Here is a 20,501-nt window from a genome sequence, read left to right as displayed (position 1 = left end):
TGATATTTTCCTTCCCTTTGAGTTGCCCATGAAAAGTTACGATTGGATTGTTGTCGGCGGCGGCATTACTGGTGCAGCACTGAGTTACGAACTGGCAAAAAAAGGTTTTGCTGTGCTGCTTTTGGAACGAGATGCCACCATGCAAAATGCTACTCGTTTTAGTTATGGCGGCTTGGCTTATTGGTCAGGGACGACTGATTTAACTCGCCAATTGTGTCGGGAAGGTATTGAACGCCACCGCAATTTATCGGCCCAATTAGATGCTGAGACTGAGTTTCGCGAGTTGGATTTGTTGCTGACAATTGATGCGGGTACTGATGCCGAAAAAGTAGCGTCTAATTACGCGCATTTTGCGATTGTGCCGCAGCTTTTGAGTGTTGCAGAAGCTGGCGAGTTGGAACCTTTGCTGAATAAAAGTGCGATCGCCGGAGCTCTGACTGTGCGTCACGGTCACATTTCCCCGACTGCCACAAATAAAGCTTATTGTCAAGGGTTTCTGCGGTTGGGAGGAACTATAGAATTTGCTGAAGTAATTGGGTTTATAGAAGAGGGCAATCGGATTTCGGGAGTCAAGACGGCACAGGAAAGTTATACCTGCCAAAATACGGTTATTTGTGCTGGAGGTTGGAGTCGGAGTTTGCTGAAAGCCGCGGGTGTTTCTGTGGGAGTTTATTTTACTCGCACGGAGATTTTGGAAACTGCACCTGTGGATTTGAAACTCAGGACTTTGGTGATGCCTGCGGTATTAAAACGTTTTGAATTAGAAGCTAAATCTAGTAAAAATGAGGTGGATTTTCTTTGGGATGAACCTGGTAAAGAGTTGCTGCCACCGATTTTAGATTCGGGTGCAATTCAATTTAATGATGGGAGTTTGCGGATCGGGCAATTGTCGCGCACTTTGAGCGATTTGAATGCTAAAGTCGATCGCGAAACCAGCGAAACGGCAATTCGTGCAGGAATCGGCAAGGTTTTGCCTGATTTGGCAGGTTTACCGGCAAGTTGGCACGAGTGTAGTGTGGCCTTCAGCGCTGATAATTTGCCTGTAGTGGGGCCGATTGCCGATCGCCCTGGATTGCACGTTTTTTCGGGTCTCAGCAATCCTTTGACTATTGTACCTGCTTTGGCTGAGCGATTTGCGAAGGCGGCGGGGGGAGAAGAAGATAGGGCGATCGCGCTTTTGTCTCCCCATCGATTTATCGCAGAAGGAAGTTCGGCAACGGATTCTGTAACGGATGTAACGGATGTCAGGAAGAAGGAAGAAGAAAGAAGGAAGAAGGAAGAAGGATAGATGACTAATGACTACTGACTACTGACTAATGACTACTGACTACTGACTACTGACTAAAAAAGGCAGCGTGACAATAAATGTAGTACCTTTGTCGATCGCACTTTCCACACTTATTGTACCGCCGTGCAGGTCAACGATGTGTTTGACAATGCAGAGTCCCAAACCCGATCCTTTAATCTTGCCTACATTAGCACCCCGTTCAAACTGCTGAAATAGTTTTCCTTGATATTCCGGTGTCATCCCAATTCCCTCATCTCGAACGCACAAAATTATTTGTTGGTTTTCGCAGCTTAAGTCTAAACTGACCTTCCCACCGTTGGGAGAATATTTAATAGCGTTTGAAAGCAAATTAGTCAGAAGGTGGTGCAGTAGTTTGGCATCGAGATTGGCGTGCAGCGGATTTGTGTGACTGCGGAAATGTAGTAGGTGTTTGTCGGTGACGATAGGTTGCAGTTCTTCTAAAATAGAATTGCATAAATCCGTCGCATTGATCGGATTTAAGTTTAAGGAAATTTTCCCGGATTCTGCTTTGCTAAGCATTAAAATATCTTCCAGCAGCCCACTCATATTACTGACGGCTTTTTTAATTCGATCAACATTTTTATTGCTAGTTCCGGGGTTTCTCTGCAAGTCGCTATCTTCTAACATTTCAGCCGATAACTGTATGGTAGTTAAAGGAGTGTTTAAATCGTGGTAAGCCATTGAAATAAAGCGCGATCTATTTTCGCTTTTTTCTGCTGCTAACGCCATTAATTTTTTCAACATGACTGCTTCTTGATGTTTGCTCAGTGCTATCTTGATAGTGGCGTGCATTTCTCTTTCTTTAAAAGGTTTGAGTAGGTAGCCGTAAGAACCAGTATTTTCGGCTCGCTGCAAAGTTTCGTCGTCAGCATAGGCAGTTGTATAGATAATTGGTATATCTAATTCTTGATTAATTATTGCTGCTGTTTCTATGCCGTCAATGTCGCCTTTGATAACTATATCCATTAAAATTAAATCGGGTCTTAGTTCGTGGGCGCGCTGGATGGCATCCGCTCCTGAAGAAACTATATCGGCGATTTGATATCCCAATTTCTCTAGTTTTGGGGATAAATTTTTAGCAATTAACAGTTCGTCTTCGACAATCAAAATCTTAATTGGTTTTTCGGCAAAACTCATATTCTTACAATCTTTGAAAGTAGTTTAACTCGTTAAATTTTAAGTGAAAGGATGTACCAAATTCTCTGGATATTTCGATGGTTCCTTCTAACTGCTCGGTTAAAGTGCAGACAACTTGAAACCCCATCGAGTGAGTTTTCCGAAAATCTAAGTTTTGAGGAAAGCCAATGCCGTTGTCCTTAACTAAGAGGTTGATTTCTCGATCGCCCGTTTGATAACATTCTACACTAACTGTACCAGTTGTGCCATCAGGAAAAGCGTGTTTCAGCGTATTTGAAACCAATTCATTGGCAATTAAACCGCAGGGAGTAGCGGTTTCAAGATTTAGGGAAATTGGCTCAGCTAATACCTGCAACTGAATTTGGTTGTTGCTAATATTGTAAGAGTGAAACAAATTACTTACCAAATCTTCGAGATATTCACCAAAATTAATTTGCGCTAAATTAGTCGAACGGTACAGTTTTTCGTGAATCAGAGCCATAGAATAAAGGCGATTCTGACTTTCTTCAAACATTTTGCTTACTTGCGGGTCGGCAACTGTGTTCGATTGCAATTCTAACAGACTAGCCACCACGCAGAGGTTGTTTTTGACGCGGTGGTGAATTTCTTTGAGCAAAATTTCTTTTTCTCTGAGGGAGTTTTTTAAATTTGCTTCCGCTTGTTTGCGGTCGTTCAGTTCAGCTTGCAGTTGCTGGTAAAGTAAAGATTGCTGAATGGCGATCGCCAATTGATTCACCAACTGCTGAAATAAATTGATTTCCCATTCTTTCCAATCACGAGGCCGATCGCATTGGTGGGCAATCAGCAATCCCCAAAGTTTGCTGTGCTGAATAATCGGCACTACTAACTTTGCCTTAACTTGAATTTGTTTCATAAACTCCATCACACAAGGTGTAATGCTGGGAGAATCTAGTTCGGAAATTGCAGAAATTCGCCCTTGCAAATAAAGCTGATAACTGTCAGGGGGAAAAACCTCTTCGCCAAAACATCTATCTACGAGTTGGCTGCATCCTTCTGCCACGGCTTCAGCAATGACTCGCCCGCCGCTTTTGGGTAAAAGTTGATAAACCAAAACTCGATCGGCTAATAATACTTGCTGGAGTTCGGCAACCGTGGTGTTGAGAATTTCCTCTAATTGCAAAGACTGGCGGACACGACGGGCGATCGCCTCCACAAGCCGTTCTTGCTCGAACTGCTGCCCCCTAGCGAGTTCGGCGTATTTAGAATTGCTAATATCAGCGGCATAACCAATAATTTCGATCGGAATGCCCATGCTGTCAACCAATAATTTTAGTTCCGTCCTTAGCCAGCGGTAACTTCCGTCTTGGTGTAGAAAACGATACTCGCAAATGCAATTTTTTTCCTCGGACAAATCCAAAAAATTCACTAGAAATTGTGGTCGATCTTCAGGGTGAATCCGGCTCGACCAAAATTTACAATCTGCTAACAATTCTTGGGGATCGTAGCCAACGATTGTCTGAACGTTGTCGCTGATGTAAGTAGTACAAAAGTCCCCCGTCGGTGCGGCGGTAAAAATTACCGCCGGATTAGAACCCAGCAAAAATTGCAGGCGTTCTTTTAACTGCTGAAATTCCATTTCTGCTCGCTTACGATAACTGATATCTTCGATCGCCCCCATACTGTAGAGAGGAATGCCCTCGCGATCGCGGATCAGCGTCACTGTCAAGTTTGCCCACATCAGCTCGCCATTCTTCTTAATCAAGCGTTTTTCCCTTTGGAAGCGAGAAATCTTGCCGCAGATCAACTGCTTGACTTCCTCTACATCTGCGTGTAGATCTTCTGGATGCGTGAGTTCACTAAAAGTCATGCTAGCCAACTCCGAATCGCTGTAGCCCAACATCTGGCGGTGAGCTTCATTCACTTTGATCGTGCGGTAGTCGCGCACGCTTGCCAAACCAAGCGCGATCGGAGCATCGTCAAATAAGTTGCGAAACTTTTCCTCACTCTTTTGCAATGCAGCTTCTGCGTGTTTGCGAGCGGTAATGTCTCGGGCTACCCACATCACCCGATCACAATCCAGTGGCGAAATACTGGCATCAAACCAAAATAATTTGCAGCCAATTTCCATCCTGTATTCAACTCTGTGGGTTTCCCCAGATGCCAATGTTTGGCGAATGTGGGCCAGGGCAAAATTAGCTTCCGCTTCTGGGAAGATTTCGGCGAGGGTTTTGCCCAGCACTTCCGGAGCAGGTTTGTACAGCAGTTCGGGAGCCGTGGGGGCGATTTTGAGGTAGCGACCGCTTGCGTCGAAAACCAGCACGATATCCGTCATGGCGTTAAACAGCGCCAGCAGTTCGGCTTCGGAGTTTTGAAGTTTTTCTTCGGTCAATTTGCGATCGGTAATGTCGGTGTCAGTGCCAGTCAGGCGTAATGCCTTGCCAGAAGCCGATCGGATCGCGCTGCCGCGGGCAAGTATCCAGCAGGTGCTGCCGTCTTTACGCACCATCCGGTGTTCTACTTCATAAATTTCTGTCACACCCTCTAGATAAGCATTTACTGCTTCCTCGACGGCAACTCGATCGTCGGGATGAACGTGAGACGCCCAATTTTCCATGCGGTTAGGAATCTCTGCGTCCTGATAGCCCAACAAAGCTTTCAAAGACGGAGCAATATAGATTTCGTCGGTTTCCAAATTCCAGTCCCAAACCCCCACTTTGCCTGCCGATACTGCCATTTCGTACCATTGTGTCCGCTGCTGCACTCTCCGTTCTAACTCTGCATTGAGCTGCTGCAAAGCGATTTCTGCTTGTTTGCGATCCGTGACATCCCGGCCTGCTGCTTGATACTCGACGATTTGTCCGCTCTCGTTGAATATAGCCCGATCGATCCACTGCTGCCAGCGAATTTCCCCGCTCGGCAAAATTACTCGATGTTCGCAGGTAAAAATAGGGTTTTCGGGAGACACAGAAGTATATTGCTGTTGAAAAATTTCTCGGTCTGCTTCTGGCAGTAGCGACATGAAGCATTTGCCGAGTAAGTCGAACTGCTGCAGGCCGAAATAACGGCAGTAAGCTTGATTGACAAAAGTTATTTTACCGTTGGGGAGGTAGCGGCAAATCAGTTCGGTTTGGTCTTCCACAATCGCCAGGTAGCGCGCCTCGCTCTGCCGCATGGCATTTTCGGCATTTTGGCGATCGCTGACTTTTTCTAGTTCACAATTACCCTCTAACAGTTCGCATTGTTCCTGGAGTTTTGCCACTTCTTGATGCAGTGCCTCTATCCAGCTATACATTGCTGGGCGAATACTTTTTTCACTGATTAAACCTACGAGCTGGCCCCCTTCATCTACAATTGGCAAGTAGTCGATCGAGTATTGACAAAATAGCTTGAATGCAGTAGTAATATCTGTAAATTTTGATTCTTGTAAGACAATTAAATTCCGCGTCATTGCCTCGGCAACTTTCATGCCTTGCCATCCGTATTCGGCCGCGGCTAAGTTCAGCACATCTTCCGAGCTTAGCAGTCCGACTAGCTGATTTTCATCGACAACTAAGACGCAATTAATCGATGCTTTTACAGTTTCGTTTGAGTCGGGAAGTGCAGGTGAATTAGGCAGTGGGCAGGGGTTGCTCGTCCGACGCATCAGGGCGATCGCCTCTGGGAGCGAAGTTGAGGGATCAACCGTCACAGGGTGGCGATCGACAGCTTCGTCGGGCGATCGTAAATTGGCCGACAAATTAGCAAGTTCCATTAGTCTTGGTCAAAAAGTATTGCTAATTAACTTTAGCAACTCTTTTCGTCATCAGCCAGATGACTGATGAATGATGAGCTGCCTTATTTTAGGCCAAGGAGAATATAAGTTTTCATTCCCCCTTTGCCCTTAACTTCAATAGTTCCCCGCTCCTGAAATACATATTTGTGTTCCAATAACTTATAAGTAGTTTCGCTGACTTGAATCCGCCAAGGCAAACCGTGAGATTCCATGCGAGAAGCAATATTTACTGTGTCGCCCCACAAATCGTAAATAAACTTTTTTATGCCAATTACTCCGGCAACAACCGGGCCGCTGTGAATGCCGATGCGGATGCTGAAATATTTATTATGGCTAGCATTAAATCGGGCTATTTCTGCTTGCATATCTAGCGCCATTTGGGCGATCGCCTCTGCGTGGTCTGCCCTAGGTTCAGGGAGCCCTCCCACCGCCATGTATGCGTCGCCGATGGTCTTGATTTTCTCTAGGCCGTGCTGTTCGCACAAAAGGTCGAATCCTGAGAAAATCTTATTTAGGATCTCCACAAGGTCGATCGGATTCATGACGGCAGACAAAGTAGTAAACCCCACAATGTCTGCGAACAAAACAGTCACTTCAGGAAAGTATTCGGCAATAGTAGTTTCGTTTTGCTTGAGGCGTTCTGCTATTGCCTTGGGCAAGATATTTAACAGCAGCTTTTCTGATTTTTCTTGTTCTTCCCGCAGAGCATCTTCTGCTTGTTTGCGTTCCGTAATGTCGTGGTAACTCCAGACTCTGCCGATAATTGTATCTCCCAGCCGCTGCGGTTGCGAATAGCGTTCAAAAAACCTGCCGTCTTGAAATTCCAACAAGTCGTAACTTTCGGCTTCTGGCTGATCGTAAAGCGATTCTATTCTCTCTTGGAATGCTTGGGGGTCTTTGAGTTGGTTCAGGACAAAGGCGATCGTTGTGGCGTCGTCTCGCAGTGCCATCACTTCATCGGGTATGCCCCACATTTCCACAAATTGTCGATTGAAAGTGACAATTTTTCCGCTCCTGTCAATCGCTAAAATACCGTCCGCAGTAGAATCAAAAGTTGCTAGCAGCAGGGACACAGATTTTGCTAGGGCGTCTTCGGCCATTTTTCGAGCAGTAATGTCTCGCAAAATAGCGCGAATTGCTACTAGCGAACCTGCCGCAAATTTACAGCTTATGCTACCTTCTAGCAAAATTTTTTCATAATGTTTAGTAACAAATATTAGTTCAATTGAGTCTGGATATAATGTATTTTCATTGACTGTTTTTTGAGTGATAGCTTGATATAATATATCCAAACTTTCGGGGAAACTGTTCGGATGAATAATATCAAAAACAGTCATTTGAGCAATTTCTGCTTCGCTGTAGCCCAGAGTTTCCCGCCAAGCCCGATTCACATACAAAAAATGACCGTCCGCTCCTATACTTTGAATCAAATCAGTAGCATTTTCAAATAAGTCTCGCAGTTGTTCTTCGCTTTCCCGCAAAGCTATTTCCGCTTGCTTACGCTGGATAAATTGACCGATTTGGCTACCGATTGTTGCCATTGTCTGGAGCAATTCTTCATCAAAATACTGCACTTCGCGACTGAAGAAAATTATCACCCCCAAAACAGACTTTGCAGATTTTTCCGGCTCGTAGCCGCCCAAAATTGGGAAACCAAAAGCTCCGTGCAGTCCTTCTTCAGCAGCAATTTCTCGACGCAGACAACTGTCGCTTTTTGTGACATCTGCAATCCACTGAGAGGAACCGCTGGCCCAAACGAAACCGGGCAATCCTTCGCCAAACGCACAAGTCATTTGTTCGGTAAATTCGACAAATTTAGGGATAGAAAGTGAGCGTTTTGTCCAACTGGCGACACAGCGAAGCAAATTGGGGTCGGACACTGCAGTTATTCTCTTAGTTTCTGACAGCAGTTTTTCCCCAGCTTCTGGCATCCAAAGTTCGGCGGTATCCCATCCCAAACTGTCGCAAATTACGGGGAGAATTGCTGCTATAGCTTTTTTGATTGTTTCGGATGCCGACAGGATGCGAGTGGCGACGTACTGAGTTATTTGTCGCTTGCGGGCGCGCTGTCTATCTGTGACATCGCGGCCGATGTAAACGAAATCTTGAAGGGCGGGCCCAGAGCCAGAAATACCTTTAATGTCAGTCGAAATCGCCGTACAGGAAAACGAAACTGTTAGCTTTTCTCCGGTTTTTGCCGTGCAAATTACTTCCGCGTGAGTTTGCGATTGTTGAGGCTCATCTTGGCTAACTGCTTGCAAAGAGGAGCCAAAAGCAGCAAGAGCGTCTATTTGCTGGCCTACTAATTCTGATTCGCTGTAACCGAACAAATCTTGAGCAGCTTGATTGACTTTTTTAATCTTTCCCGATGCTGTTGTTACCAACAAAACTTCGGCCATTGAACTAATAATTTTTTCAACATAATTATTAGTAGCCGCTAAGGTACTCAATAAAATATCCATTTCATTGGTAGCTTGGACGAGAGTTTGTTCTAAAGCCATCCTGTCGCTTACGTCTTGAAAAAATATAATTAATCTCTGATAATTCTCGTCATTGGTGAACTCCACGATATACATATCAAAATAAAGCCGCGAACCATTTTCTAATAGTCGCGTCATCGCTTTTAATTCAAAATTTGGCAAACGTTTTTCAAAAATATCGATTAAAATTTCTTCAGTTCCCACCAATTCTGGAAAGGGAATGCGGACATCCTTGCCGGCGACTACTTCTTCGGGACAGTCGGCAAACCGCTGCACTTGCAGAGAGATTTCTTGGATTAAAAAATCTTTATCCAGTGCTAGGTACTCCAAGTGGTGGGGAACTAACAGTTTTTTTAACAGGGTTTTCATGTGAGATTCTTAGTAGTGAATGCGCCCTTTGGATCGAATTATCTAAAATCAATCTATTTATCTCTGTTTCTTAAATGGAATGCTGACTATAAAGGTAGTGCCTACCCCTATCTCGCTGGAAAATTCGATTTGAGCTCCGTGCAAATCTACACACTGCTTGACTATGGATAAACCCAGTCCTGTACCGGGTATTTTTCCGACATTTTTGGCTCGATAATAAGATTCAAATAGTTGTTCTTGGTCTTCTAGAGGAATGCCAATGCCTGCGTCTTTAATTTTAAATATAGCTTCTTCATTATTCTGACAATTTAATTCAAAATAAATATGGCTGTCGAGGGGCGAATATTTGACAGCATTTGACAGCAAATTTGTCAAAATGTGCCGCAGCAATTTTGCATCTAGTACGGGCAACTGTTCCGTTTCCTGCGAGTCAGTATCATTTTTTTGCGGGGGCGTAACTAATTCTTGATAAATAAAGTTAATTGTATGATTTTTTCCATAACTAATTTTAATTGATTCTACTAACTCGCTGCAAAAATTTTTTAAGTTGACTGGTGCGGGATAGAATTCGAGTTTTCCGGCTTCGGCGCTGCTGAGTAACCGCACGTCATCTAATAGCTGAGCCATTTGTTGAGATGCTGATTTAACGTGTTGCAGGTATTGTTGTTTTTCCGCGTGGGTGATTTCGTCGCCGTAGTCTTGGAGGATTTTAGTCGCAAATAATACTGTACTTAAAGGATTGGCGAATTCGTGAGCAATCATCGAGAAAAAACGAGATTTTACCTGTCTGAGTTCTTGCTCTTTTGCCAAAGAGCCGCGAATTTCTCTTTCTTGTTGTTTGCGTTCTGTGATGTCCCTGCCGACATAGATGAAATCGTAAAGTTCCTGTAATTCTGTCTGAATTGCCGCACAGGAAAATTCTACCCAAATTTCTTCTCCTGCTTTAGTAGTGCAGACTATTTCTAGTTCTCTACGCAGCTCTTTCTGAGACAAAATATAGCGGTGGCGAGCTTGGTAAATTAATTTTTCTTCGACTACTATTAAAGACAGTGGGTTGCCGATCAATTCTGCTTCGCTGTACCCAAATAACCATTGTGCCGATTGATTGACAGTTTTGATAGTTCCTAATGTTGTTGTCACCAACAAAGCATCGCCCATCGAACGAATAACTTTATCTATATAATCTTTAGAAGCGGCTAAGGCACTAACCAAAAGATTAGCTTCATTCGCCCTCTGAATCAACGATTGCTTCATTACCATCTTTTCGGTGGTATCTTCAATCAAAATTAGCAATTTACTTGGCACCTCTTCTTGTTCCTCTTCATATTTGATAGCCAACATATCAAAGTATAAAGGGCGGTTCTGGTCGGCAAACCGAGCGATACCTTTGACTTCAAAACCCGGCAGCCGTCCCATAATGATAGACATGAGGATATTTTCAATGCCAATCAGTTCGGGAAAACTCAGGCGAGCATCTGCACCGGGTATAGCGTCGCCCGGAATATCGGCATAATGCTGCACTTCGGCGGAGGTTTCCTGAATGATGAAATGGTGATTTACTAGAAAATACTGTGTTTGTCGCGGGCCTAACAGCTTTCTTAACAGTGGATTCATACTTGTTCTACCATTGTGTAAGCTAGTTTGTAGAAAATTTCGTCAACGTCTTTGCCTGTTTTAGCAGATGTCGTGTAAACTCCTATTACTTTGTCTTGACCTATCGAATGGGACATTTCCACTAGCAGCGCCAATTTTTCCTCGTCAATCAAGTCTACTTTGTTCAAAGCGACGATAATTGACCCTTTAGGATTGACTGAAGAATAAAGCTGAATGTGTTCGGAGATTCGCTCAACTGTTTCGGAGCGGCTGACATCGGCAACTATTAAAACGCCGCTAGCTCCCTGCAAGTAAGTCGGTGCTATTCCTTTGAATTTTGTATGTCCTTCTAAGTCCCAAATCAGCAACTTTGCAGTCACGTTTTCCCGCTGTTTGACCCCTTCTAACTCTACGATTTTGCTGGAAATTTTTACTCCCACAGTGGAGAGGTATTGGTCGCTGAATTGCCGATCTACAAAACGGCGGATTAGGCTAGTTTTACCCACGCCAAAATCGCCGATCATACACATTTTTTTAGATATAGCAACTGACATAATTATTTACTTTTTATGGTCTTAGTTATTGGTTCAAATACCACGCATCTGCTTAAAAGTCGTGGTTGATTGGGTTCCACGTCGCCAGGAGGATGGGGGATGCCAACCGTTTGGAGGCGCTTTGGGTCAGCACCTTGCTGCACTAAAGCATCTCGCACTGCTGCGGCACGCTTCAGCGACAACTGTTGATTTGTAGCAAGTTCTCCGCTTCGATCGCTGTGCCCAATTATCTTAATCTGTTTTTGAGGATATTGATCCATGAAATTTTTGACACTGGCGATCATTTCTCCGTATGTTGAGTCTAATGTTGCCATTCCTTGCTGGAAGTAGATGCGGGTGGTAATTTTCAGCGGCTCTAATTTAACTGTGCTAATCACCGATTGAACGCCGGGAATTTGCTTCATCGACTGACCTATTTTCTGTGCCTCTGCACCGTCTCTAACTGTACCTTCTACAGTCACTTTACGATCGCCATAGCCCGTAGAAATAGAAACGCCCTCTTTCTGATTCAAAACAGCGGTAATCCGCTGCACCTCGGCCGCCGTCAAAACTGGATCGGGGGGCACATCTACAGCTAATATTCTATTATCTAATTGCAATTTTGGTGCAGTTGATGCGACTATTTTTTCGGCTCGTGTCCGCAATTCTTGATTTGGCAACTTTCCGCTTAGCTTTAAAGTTTTGCCATCTACTGCAACATCTAAGCGGTAAACTGCTAATTCGGGAGTCGAGGCTAAAGCTGCGACGGCATTTGCCTCGAGGCGACGGTCAACGCTGCTGCGGTACTGATAACTTCCCCAAGGTACTAAGATTAAGCTCAGGGCGACTAAACCGATACCCGCTAGGGCGATCGGGGGTTTTGTTGATTTTTTCCTTTGCAGCGGATCGAATAAACTTTGTATGAACGGGTGCAGCGACTCTGGTATAGTACCGGGATCGCCGTTAAACTCGTGAATTACTTGAGCATAATTAAGGATAAGATTAGTAACGGTTTGTCGTATTTTGTTGATGAACGAATGTGACGGTTCTCCTTTAATCACGACTGCCATGTAGCAGTATCCCGCTACTTCGAGCATAATTTTTGAGTCGCCGTATTCAATTTGATTGAGTTCGGAAACTTCTCCGGGCTGCACGATGCACTCGTTAACGAAGCTGCGAATAGCTGTGAGCATTCCTGCTACCATTTCTGATTCTAACTGGTAGGTTTCTGAGTTTTGAACTTCGGAAATTATTAAGCCTGATGCTTTGTGAATTAAGAATGCTGCTTGGATGGTAAATGGTACTGATTCTTTGAGGATTAATTCGGCTTCGGAGACTCCTTGTACTTTGGAGCGAATTTTGCGCTGAACTCCTTCGACGCTGAGGGCATTTGACACTTTTTCATTGATTGTCTTGATAGCTTCTGCCATGTATCTGGCAATAGTATTGCCAATTACGGGATAGAGGGCATCCACCATTGCGTCGCGTTCGAGTTCAATTTGGGCTGTAATCGCTTTGCCCATTTCCGGGGCGAGGGCTTGAGCGATCGACTCTTGGTCAAGGCGAATTTGCTCTTTAATTGCCAGACCGATTTCTGGGGCGATCGCCTTAGCAATATCCGCTGGGGAATTCACGATTTGTTGAGCAAGTGCGTCGGGAAGCAGCTCAGCTATTGCTGCACTCATTGCCGACTTGTTTTCCTGAGTTTTTGCCCTAATCACTTCGTCAATAATGGGCACGATCGCCTTGACAACTTCTTCTCTGGAATCAGCAATTTTGCGGCTGAGAATTTCTGCGATCCAAGGCAACATCAACTCAATCAACTCTTGGGGCTCGTAGATTTGGTGCTCCAATTTTCCTAATTTATCGTCGATTGTCGCCATCAGGTGGCGCACCCCCGGCAAATCGTTTTCTGCCAGCAGATTTTTGACTTGCTCGATATCTGATATTTTTGAGCCGAAAATCAGATTTTGCAGCGTTTCCATCGCGCTGTCGGCTTCATTTAAGTCCTGTTTAATTTGGCCTAATATTTCTGTCGGCTGTTCTAGTAAGTTTGGGATTTCTAGAGCCGAAGCCATCGCAGCATCTAAATATCCAGTTTCTAGTGGATTGGAGACTGTGGAAACTATGGGATTATCGGGAATTTCCGAGGATTTTGACTCAGTTTCGGAAGCGGAAACATCCTGTAAATGCCGATCGAACTTGTGGGATTCTTCAGCCTGTACGTACTGTAGAGAATCTTTCATTGTCAAGTTAGACAATTCTTCGACAGGCTTTGATTCCTCCTCCAAATCCGGCTGGGCGATCGCGGAAACATCTATAGTTTTAGCTGAGGAATAGTCTTTTTCCAGTTCGGAAGTGTTGAGTTTGTGAGTAGCGAATAGCAAACTTTTGAACTCGTCTGCAACAGACGGGGCATCGCTAGACTCGGGTTGGCGAGATCCAGTTTCGGGTACACTCGCTGCAACTTCCTCTGGCGCTTGCTCAGAAATACCTAACAAATCCATCAACCCGCCGAGGGCCCCAGCTTGATTATTTTCGCCACTGCTGTCACCTTCGGGCTCTGCATTTTGCTGGTTGGAACCTGCAATAATTTTGAGATCGACTAACAGATTCAGCAAGGGTTCTAGCTGGGTTGCTGCATCAGCAGCAGACTCGTCAGGTTGAGAAACAAAACCCTCTAACTCATTTTCGTCAGCCGGATTTTCTTTCGGTAAAGCCATGCGTTATTATCCGTTATGGTGGCGCTCCGGCAACAGAAATTCGGTATTTAACTTATTATCCGCAACGCCTTTAAGTTCGGGTACAAATTCTGTTCCTTTGAGCCTCATGCCGAGTTCAAACAGAATTTCTGCCATGTCGTCTCTGGAAACTTTAACATCTCTGAGCATAGAAAAGCGACGATCGAGCTCTTCAAAAACCTGTGTTTTCAAAGTGCGGGTTTCTTCAGATAGTCGCTCTCTGGTTTGGGAGAGTTCGTCACGAAGCGAACTGGTTTGATTGTCTATCGCCTCGTCGAGGGCTTCCATGCTGCTGGAGAATTTGCGGTTAATGCGATCGACTTGCTGACGGATGTCTGCGCTTTCTTCTTGGGTGTTTGAGGTGAGCGATTTAACTTTCTTTTCTAACGAATCAACTGCCGCCTTCATTTCTGCGGACAGAACTGTTTTCACCTGTTCAATGCGAGTTTGCATATCTTGCTGCATCATCGACAAGTCGGAATCTATTTTATCGAAGCGATTGTCGTATTCTCTAAGCTGCGCTCCGAAAATTATATCCCGGATCTGGTCGATATTTCCCAGCCGTTCGCGCATTTCTTCTTTAGTTATTTCGGCCATGCTTGTACCTATAATTTCCGCAGATTGTGGGTTTAAGAAGTGTGCTAGTGATTTACGACAGTTGTTGGCGACACTAGCTTTTTTGAGTGGGCGGGCTTTTATTTTTTGAACTCTCACCCCTGCGTCGGGGATGGGATATTTTAGAGTTTTGACTCTAAATATCCTGAGATTCAAATTTTTGAGCCTGGTCTTGTCACCAAAAATGGCGGTTTGCTATCCTTGGCTTGCAGCAAGCTCATAGAAGCGTAGATTTTGCTGCTATAGAGCACAGCGGGGTAGGTTTTAATGTCTTGACTGACATCCTCAATGATATCGCATCTTGACAGTGCCTCATACCACAGCGCTTGAGTCCCGGCCAAAAGCGGGCGGGCTTGCTCCACGTCGCATTATATATAATATATAACTCAAAAGCTGCACAGATTGATCGCCGATCAACTCCGAGGGATGTTGCCTTTGAGCAGAAAGCACTTATACAGCCGAACTCGGCCCCTCTCTCCCCCTCGAAGCCTCATCTCCTGCGATCGCCCTATAAAAATTCATAGGGCCCGATCGACAGCGACCAGACCCAATAATACGAGAACTTTGTTTTTTCTAACAAACGAGATGTGTTTCCGGTGGAGAACTTTTACTTACTAGGGTGTACAACTTGTGCAGCTTTACTGTTAATCCGCAACTACAACTAAGTCTGACTCGACTGCGGTTTGGCTTGACTGCTCGATCTGCAGTTCGCCACTATTGCAAGTTGTGTTCGGTTAATTTCTGCTGCGCCTGGGAATCTAGACCGGAGACACCATGTCTATATCCTCGAACTTTCTTTCTAAATATAGCGACCTCCTTTCTCTTCCTGTCCCGGTGTCTATTATTAAGTTAGCACGAGCTTTCCGAGGAGTAAAGCACAATTTGCAAAACTTGATAGGTCTTTACATTACTAAGTATAATGATATGAATATCCAAATAGATGTAAGTTAGCACTCACGCACTCCAAACAAAGAAACCGGGTTTTTTCACCGAGATTGAGGATTTTAAGCAAGTATTTTGGTTTAAAAACCCGGTTTCTGGACACCCGTGCAAAAGTCCTATAAATTCTATTGTTGCTACATCTTTACATACTTAACACTTCTTGTCATGTCTATTTCTCCTAAGTTTCTCAGTGGCAGCCAAATCCGCCAAACATTCCTCGACTTTTACGCCCAGCGGGGACATAAGATATTGCCGAGTGCTTCTTTGGTACCCGAAGATCCGACAGTGTTGCTGACGATCGCCGGAATGCTACAATTCAAGCCGATATTTCTCGGACAGCGCGCCGCCGAATCACCGCGCGCCACCACTTCTCAAAAGTGCATCCGCACCAACGACATCGAAAACGTCGGCCGCACCGCCCGCCACCACACGTTTTTTGAAATGTTGGGTAATTTCAGTTTCGGGGATTATTTCAAGAAACAGGCGATCGCCTGGGCGTGGGAACTTTCCACGGAAGTTTTCGGTTTACCAGCGTCTAATTTGGTTGTTAGTGTTTTCCGAGAAGATGACGAAGCTTTTGCGATTTGGCGCGATGAAATTGGCATTCCGGGCGATCGCATTCAACGCATGGGAGAAGATGACAATTTCTGGCAATCCGGCCCGACTGGCCCCTGCGGCCCGTGTTCAGAGATTTACTATGATTTCCACCCAGAGAGAGGCGACAATATTGACCTCGAAGATGATACCAGGTTTATTGAATTCTACAACCTGGTTTTCATGCAGTACAATAAAGATGCAGAGGGCAATTTAACACCGCTGCAAAATCAAAATATTGATACTGGCATGGGACTGGAACGGATGGCGCAAATCCTCCAGAAAGTCCCCAATAATTACGAAACAGATTTGATTTTTCCGATCGTTCAATCGGCGGCGGAACTTGCCGGGATTGATTACCACAATAGCGATGAAAAAGTCAAGGTTTCGCTGAAAGTAATTGGCGACCATATTCGGGCTGTGGTGCACATGATTGCGGACGAAATTCGCGCGTCGAATGTTGGTCGAGGTTACATTTTGCGGCGGTTGATTCGCCGGGTGGTGCGCCACGGGCGACTGATTGGAATTCAGGGCGAATTTACGGTGCGGGTGGCTGAAAGTGCGATCGCCCTTTCGGAAGCTGCTTATCCGAACGTGCGGCAGCGGGAAGCTCAAATTAAGGCGGAATTGGCAAGGGAAGAAGCGCAGTTTCTCAAGACTTTGGAACGCGGAGAGAAGCTGCTGGAGGAAATTGTCGATCGTACAAAACAGCAAGCAAACCAACAAATCAGCGGTCAAGATGCTTTCACTCTTTACGATACCTACGGTTTCCCTTTAGAACTGACTCAAGAAATTGCTGAGGAACAGGGAATTTCTGTGGATTTGGACGGATTTGAAGCGGCGATGAAGGAACAGCAAACTCGCGCTAAAGATGCTCGCCAAACAATCGATTTAACCGTGCAGGGTTCTTTGGATAAGTTGGCTGAAACAATCCAGGGAACTGAGTTTGTCGGTTATGCTGAATTGTCGAGTTTAGCTGAGGTGGAAGTTATCTTAGTTGACGGCAAATCTGTGGAAGAAGCAGCCGCCGGCACTGAGGTACAAGTTGTTTTGAACCAAACGCCGTTTTATGCTGAATCCGGCGGACAAATTGGAGATAAAGGTTATTTGAAAAGCGGAGATAATGGTGATGGTTTGTTAGTAAGAGTTGAGGATGTGAAGAAGGAATCGGATTTCTTCGTGCATTTCGGCTTGGTGGAACGGGGAACGCTGAGAGTGGGCGATAGTATTACTGCGAAGATTGACAATAGCGGTCGCCGCCGAATTCAGGCTAACCACACAGCAACTCACTTATTACAATCAGCTTTGCGGAAAATTGTGGATGATTCGATTTCGCAAGCTGGTTCGCTGGTATCGTCAGAAAGATTGCGGTTTGATTTCAATTCTCCGCGCGCTGTCACAGCAGAAGAGTTGCAGAAAATTGAGGATTTAATTAATAGTTGGATTGCTGAGGCGCACGCTGCGGTCGTTGCAGAAATGCCGATCGCCCTTGCGAGAGAAAAAGGCGCGACTGCGATGTTTGGCGAGAAGTACGGCGACGTGGTGCGGGTTATCGATTTTCCCGGCGTTTCGATGGAATTGTGCGGCGGAACTCACGTCAGCAATACCGCAGAAATCGGGCTGTTTAAGATTGTTTCCGAAGCGGGGGTAGCGGCGGGAACTCGCAGGATTGAAGCGGTTTCCGGTCAAGCTGTTTTGGACTATTTGAATGTGCGGGATAAGGTGGTGCGTGATTTGGGCGATCGATTTAAGGCGAAGCCCGAAGAATTGCCGAACCGGATTACTAATTTGCAGAATGAGTTGAAGGATACTCAGAAACATTTGGCTGCTGTCAAGTCGGAATTGGCGATCGCAAAATCCGACCAGTTGCTGAGTGCGGCGGAGGCGATCGGGGAGTTCAAAATCATTGTCGCCCAATTGGGAGATGTAGATACAGAAGCGCTGAAAACTGCGGCGGAAAGATTGCAGCAAAAGTTAGGAAATGCTGCGGTTGTTTTGGCATCAATTCCTGAACCGGACAAGGTAAGTTTGGTGGCTGCTTTTAGTCCAGAAGTCAATAAGAAAGGATTGCAAGCTGGCAAGTTTATCGGGGGAATTGCTCAAATTTGCGGCGGAAAAGGCGGCGGGCGGCCTAATTTGGCGCAAGCTGGGGGACGCGATGCAAGTAAGTTGCAGGAAGCGTTGGAAAGTGCCCGGAATCTGTTAGTTGAAGGGTTGGGGTAATCTGCGTTTTTTGTAGGGACACGGCATTGCCGTGTCCTGCTTCACTACTAAAGGTCAAATTCCCCTCAAAAAAGGGGAATTTAGAGGGTTCTAGACTCGGCTGTGAACGAAAGATACAAAGGTTTTTCAGCGTAAGTTGACACTAATGACCAGAGTCTACTCGCTTGTATCTCGTGATATTAGCTAAACCCGCCCCAGAAAAAGATTGAGCTTAATATTGAGGTACAGATGGGTCTACTTCTTCACTCCAAGCAGTAATCCCGCCCTTAACATTAATCCCCTCAATTCCAGCTTCCTTCAAAATCCCCAAAGCCTTCGCAGAACGCCCGCCCATTTTGCAGTGTGCAATCAAGCGATGGCCGTTCAACAATTCCTTGACCTTAGCGACACCTGCGCCGTGTTCAATATCCGGCAAAGGAACCAAAACCGACCCAGGAATTTGACAAATTTGATACTCATTGGGATTCCGAACATCCAACAATACAAAATCCTTCGCACCGCTGTCGATTAACTCCTTAAGTTCCGTGACAGTCATCTCAGGAATTTGCGTTTGCTGACTTGCTTCCTGCGCTTTTGATTGAGGAATGCCGCAGAATTCTTCGTAATCGATTAACTTTTCAATTACCGGGCGCACTGGATTAGGCCGCAGTTTCAATTGCCGGAAAGTCATATCTAAGGCATTGTAAAGCAACAATCTGCCGCTCAAAGTAGTGCCTTGACCCAAGATAATTTTGATAGCTTCCGTTGCTTGGATAGATCCGACAACTCCGCACAAAACGCCTAAAACGCCGCCTTCTGCACAAGAAGGAACCATCCCAGGAGGCGGGGGCTCTGGGTACAAATCGCGATAATTCGGGCCGCCTTCGTAGTTGAAAACTGTTGCTTGTCCTTCAAATCGGAAGATAGAACCGTAGACGTTGGGCTTGTTTAAAAGCACGCAAACGTCGTTCATCAAATAGCGAGTCGGGAAGTTGTCCGTACCGTCGATAATGATATCGTAAGGAGTGGCAATGTCGATCGCATTTTCCGAACTAACGCGAGTTTCGTACAAATCAACTTGGCAAAAAGGATTAATTTCTAAAATCCGATTTTTAGCCGACTCAATCTTCGGTTTCCCAACCCAAGAAGTGCCATGAATTACTTGCCGCTGCAAATTAGAATGGTCTACAACATCAAAGTCCACAATCCCAATGCGGCCAACACCGGCGGCTGCTAAATACAGCAGCAGCGGCGAACCGAGACCTCCCGTACCGATGCAGAGTACGCTGGCAGCTTTGAGACGCTTCTGCCCATCCAATCCAACTTCTGGCAGGATCAGGTGGCGAGAGTAGCGTTCGTATTCTTGTTTGTTGAGCTGGATCTCGTCCAGATTAGGATTTAGCATGATATTGTGTGTAGCGCAGATTTTGAATTATATCCTATCTGAATCTTTCGCATTTTTACGTGTTTGTTATTTTTACTAATTATTTCTTAATCTCGGTCGGTTCCACTGGGAGAATTTCCTCTGCTTGAAAGTTCCCCTCTCCGTCAAGACTCCAACTGCGGAGGTCTTCTGAACAGCCTTGTCGGACGGACACAATGATGTAAGAGTATTGGGCCCATGCCAATGTCCGATCGCACTCTGAGGGCACTGCGGGACAATCCGTATGGGAATGATATATACCGATAATATCCAGACTGCGATCGCGCCCGTGTTTCATCGCCCGCAACATATCTTCGGGCTTAATAGCATATCTGCGTCTTTCTGTCAATCCTTTTTGTTCAGGCCAATTCTCTTCAGCCTCAGAACTCCAAGCATTGTCAGTCGGCCAAACTTCTACCAAAGTTTTAACACCGCCAGTAACTCGACCGAGCAACAAACCGCAGCATTCTTCAGGATAAGCGCTTTCGGCGTGGGTACGCATGGATAAAATATGAGAGTCGGAAAGTGCGATCAACTGCATAGGATTTTATTGTAGTTTTTTTTGTAAAGTGCGATTCCCTGCGGGATAGCTACGCTTCACGGGCTTTTTTTACGAACCGCGAAGACGCGTTAGGCGAAGCCGCGCGTAAGCGCTAGGACACTTTCGGCGAAGCCGTTCCCGTTCCCCGCAGGGGTTCCCGAAGGGTAGGGTAGCAAGACAAGAAAAGCGAAGAGAAAGAATTCAAAAAAGTAATACCAATTTAATATGAAGCTGCATAGAATAGGGCTTCAAGAATAAAATTGTAAGATGACAACGAACAGATTTCCTC

The 20,501-nt window shown here is 45.4% G+C and carries 12 protein-coding genes; 2 read left to right on the top strand and 10 right to left on the bottom strand.

Going from position 1 to position 20,501, the window contains the following annotated elements:
* The first annotated feature begins 28 nt into the window (after positions 1–28).
* On the top strand, positions 29–1,288 hold the full coding sequence (locus tag QUA34_RS23670) for an FAD-binding oxidoreductase (protein ID WP_333389486.1): 1,260 nt from the start codon (positions 29–31) through the stop codon (positions 1,286–1,288).
* 39 nt (positions 1,289–1,327) lie between these two features.
* Here the strand turns inward: QUA34_RS23670 and QUA34_RS23665 are convergent, their stop codons facing one another.
* The 8 genes from QUA34_RS23665 to QUA34_RS23630 form a co-directional block, all read right to left on the bottom strand.
* Positions 1,328–2,446, bottom strand: a complete 1,119-nt coding sequence (locus QUA34_RS23665) for an ATP-binding protein (RefSeq protein WP_333389484.1) — start codon at positions 2,444–2,446, stop codon at positions 1,328–1,330.
* A gap of 4 nt (positions 2,447–2,450) precedes the next feature.
* Positions 2,451–6,158 carry a PAS domain S-box protein gene (locus tag QUA34_RS23660; RefSeq protein WP_333389482.1) on the bottom strand — a complete coding sequence of 1,236 codons (3,708 nt, stop codon included), beginning with the start codon at positions 6,156–6,158 and terminating at the stop codon, positions 2,451–2,453.
* An 83-nt stretch (positions 6,159–6,241) separates the two neighbouring features.
* Entirely contained in the window at positions 6,242–9,028 is a 2,787-nt protein-coding gene (locus QUA34_RS23655; protein WP_333389480.1) for an adenylate/guanylate cyclase domain-containing protein, read from the bottom strand.
* Positions 9,029–9,085: 57 nt separating this feature from the next.
* Positions 9,086–10,642, bottom strand: a complete 1,557-nt coding sequence (locus tag QUA34_RS23650; protein WP_333389478.1) for a PAS domain-containing sensor histidine kinase — start codon at positions 10,640–10,642, stop codon at positions 9,086–9,088.
* Positions 10,639–11,145, bottom strand: a complete 507-nt coding sequence (locus QUA34_RS23645) for a Rab family GTPase (protein WP_445242839.1) — start codon at positions 11,143–11,145, stop codon at positions 10,639–10,641. Before QUA34_RS23645 ends, QUA34_RS23650 begins: the two co-directional genes overlap by 4 nt.
* A 32-nt stretch (positions 11,146–11,177) precedes the next feature.
* Positions 11,178–13,877: an OmpA family protein gene (locus QUA34_RS23640; protein ID WP_333389476.1), complete on the bottom strand. Its 2,700-nt coding sequence runs from the start codon at positions 13,875–13,877 to the stop codon at positions 11,178–11,180.
* Positions 13,878–13,883: 6 nt separating this feature from the next.
* Positions 13,884–14,492, bottom strand: a complete 609-nt coding sequence (locus tag QUA34_RS23635) for a hypothetical protein (RefSeq protein ID WP_333325589.1) — start codon at positions 14,490–14,492, stop codon at positions 13,884–13,886.
* Positions 14,493–14,662: 170 nt separating this feature from the next.
* Positions 14,663–14,872 (bottom strand): hypothetical protein, encoded by a 210-nt coding sequence (locus tag QUA34_RS23630; protein WP_333389474.1) that lies wholly within the window; start codon positions 14,870–14,872, stop codon positions 14,663–14,665.
* A 745-nt stretch (positions 14,873–15,617) separates the two neighbouring features.
* On the opposite strand from QUA34_RS23630, the gene alaS reads away from it, so the two are divergent.
* Positions 15,618–18,269 carry an alanine--tRNA ligase gene (alaS, locus tag QUA34_RS23625; protein WP_333389473.1) on the top strand — a complete coding sequence of 884 codons (2,652 nt, stop codon included), beginning with the start codon at positions 15,618–15,620 and terminating at the stop codon, positions 18,267–18,269.
* 211 nt (positions 18,270–18,480) lie between these two features.
* Here alaS and moeB read toward each other — a convergent pair whose 3' ends face one another.
* Together moeB and QUA34_RS23615 are read right to left on the bottom strand one after the other, a co-directional pair.
* Positions 18,481–19,653, bottom strand: a complete 1,173-nt coding sequence (gene moeB, locus QUA34_RS23620) for a molybdopterin-synthase adenylyltransferase MoeB (protein WP_333325595.1) — start codon at positions 19,651–19,653, stop codon at positions 18,481–18,483.
* Positions 19,654–19,732: 79 nt separating this feature from the next.
* Positions 19,733–20,212 (bottom strand): M67 family metallopeptidase, encoded by a 480-nt coding sequence (locus tag QUA34_RS23615; protein ID WP_333389471.1) that lies wholly within the window; start codon positions 20,210–20,212, stop codon positions 19,733–19,735.
* Positions 20,213–20,501: the final 289 nt, after the last annotated feature.

This window comes from Microcoleus sp. POL10_C6, from assembly GCF_036701585.1.
In the GTDB taxonomy this organism is placed as follows: Bacteria; Cyanobacteriota; Cyanobacteriia; order Cyanobacteriales; family Microcoleaceae; genus Microcoleus.
Note: the sequence above shows the minus strand (reverse complement) of the source record. Positions and strands in the feature narration are given on the sequence as shown.

Excerpts from the sequence above, each read along its gene's own strand:
- QUA34_RS23670 (WP_333389486.1), top strand. The coding sequence starts at position 29 with ATGAAAAGTTACGATTGGATTGTTGTCGGCGGCGGCATTACTGGTGCA.
- QUA34_RS23665 (WP_333389484.1), bottom strand. The coding sequence starts at position 2,446 with ATGAGTTTTGCCGAAAAACCAATTAAGATTTTGATTGTCGAAGACGAA.
- QUA34_RS23660 (WP_333389482.1), bottom strand. The coding sequence starts at position 6,158 with ATGGAACTTGCTAATTTGTCGGCCAATTTACGATCGCCCGACGAAGCT.
- QUA34_RS23655 (WP_333389480.1), bottom strand. The coding sequence starts at position 9,028 with ATGAAAACCCTGTTAAAAAAACTGTTAGTTCCCCACCACTTGGAGTAC.
- QUA34_RS23650 (WP_333389478.1), bottom strand. The coding sequence starts at position 10,642 with ATGAATCCACTGTTAAGAAAGCTGTTAGGCCCGCGACAAACACAGTAT.
- QUA34_RS23645 (WP_445242839.1), bottom strand. The coding sequence starts at position 11,145 with ATGATCGGCGATTTTGGCGTGGGTAAAACTAGCCTAATCCGCCGTTTT.
- QUA34_RS23640 (WP_333389476.1), bottom strand. The coding sequence starts at position 13,877 with ATGGCTTTACCGAAAGAAAATCCGGCTGACGAAAATGAGTTAGAGGGT.
- QUA34_RS23635 (WP_333325589.1), bottom strand. The coding sequence starts at position 14,492 with ATGGCCGAAATAACTAAAGAAGAAATGCGCGAACGGCTGGGAAATATC.
- alaS (WP_333389473.1), top strand. The coding sequence starts at position 15,618 with ATGTCTATTTCTCCTAAGTTTCTCAGTGGCAGCCAAATCCGCCAAACA.
- moeB (WP_333325595.1), bottom strand. The coding sequence starts at position 19,653 with ATGCTAAATCCTAATCTGGACGAGATCCAGCTCAACAAACAAGAATAC.
- QUA34_RS23615 (WP_333389471.1), bottom strand. The coding sequence starts at position 20,212 with ATGCAGTTGATCGCACTTTCCGACTCTCATATTTTATCCATGCGTACC.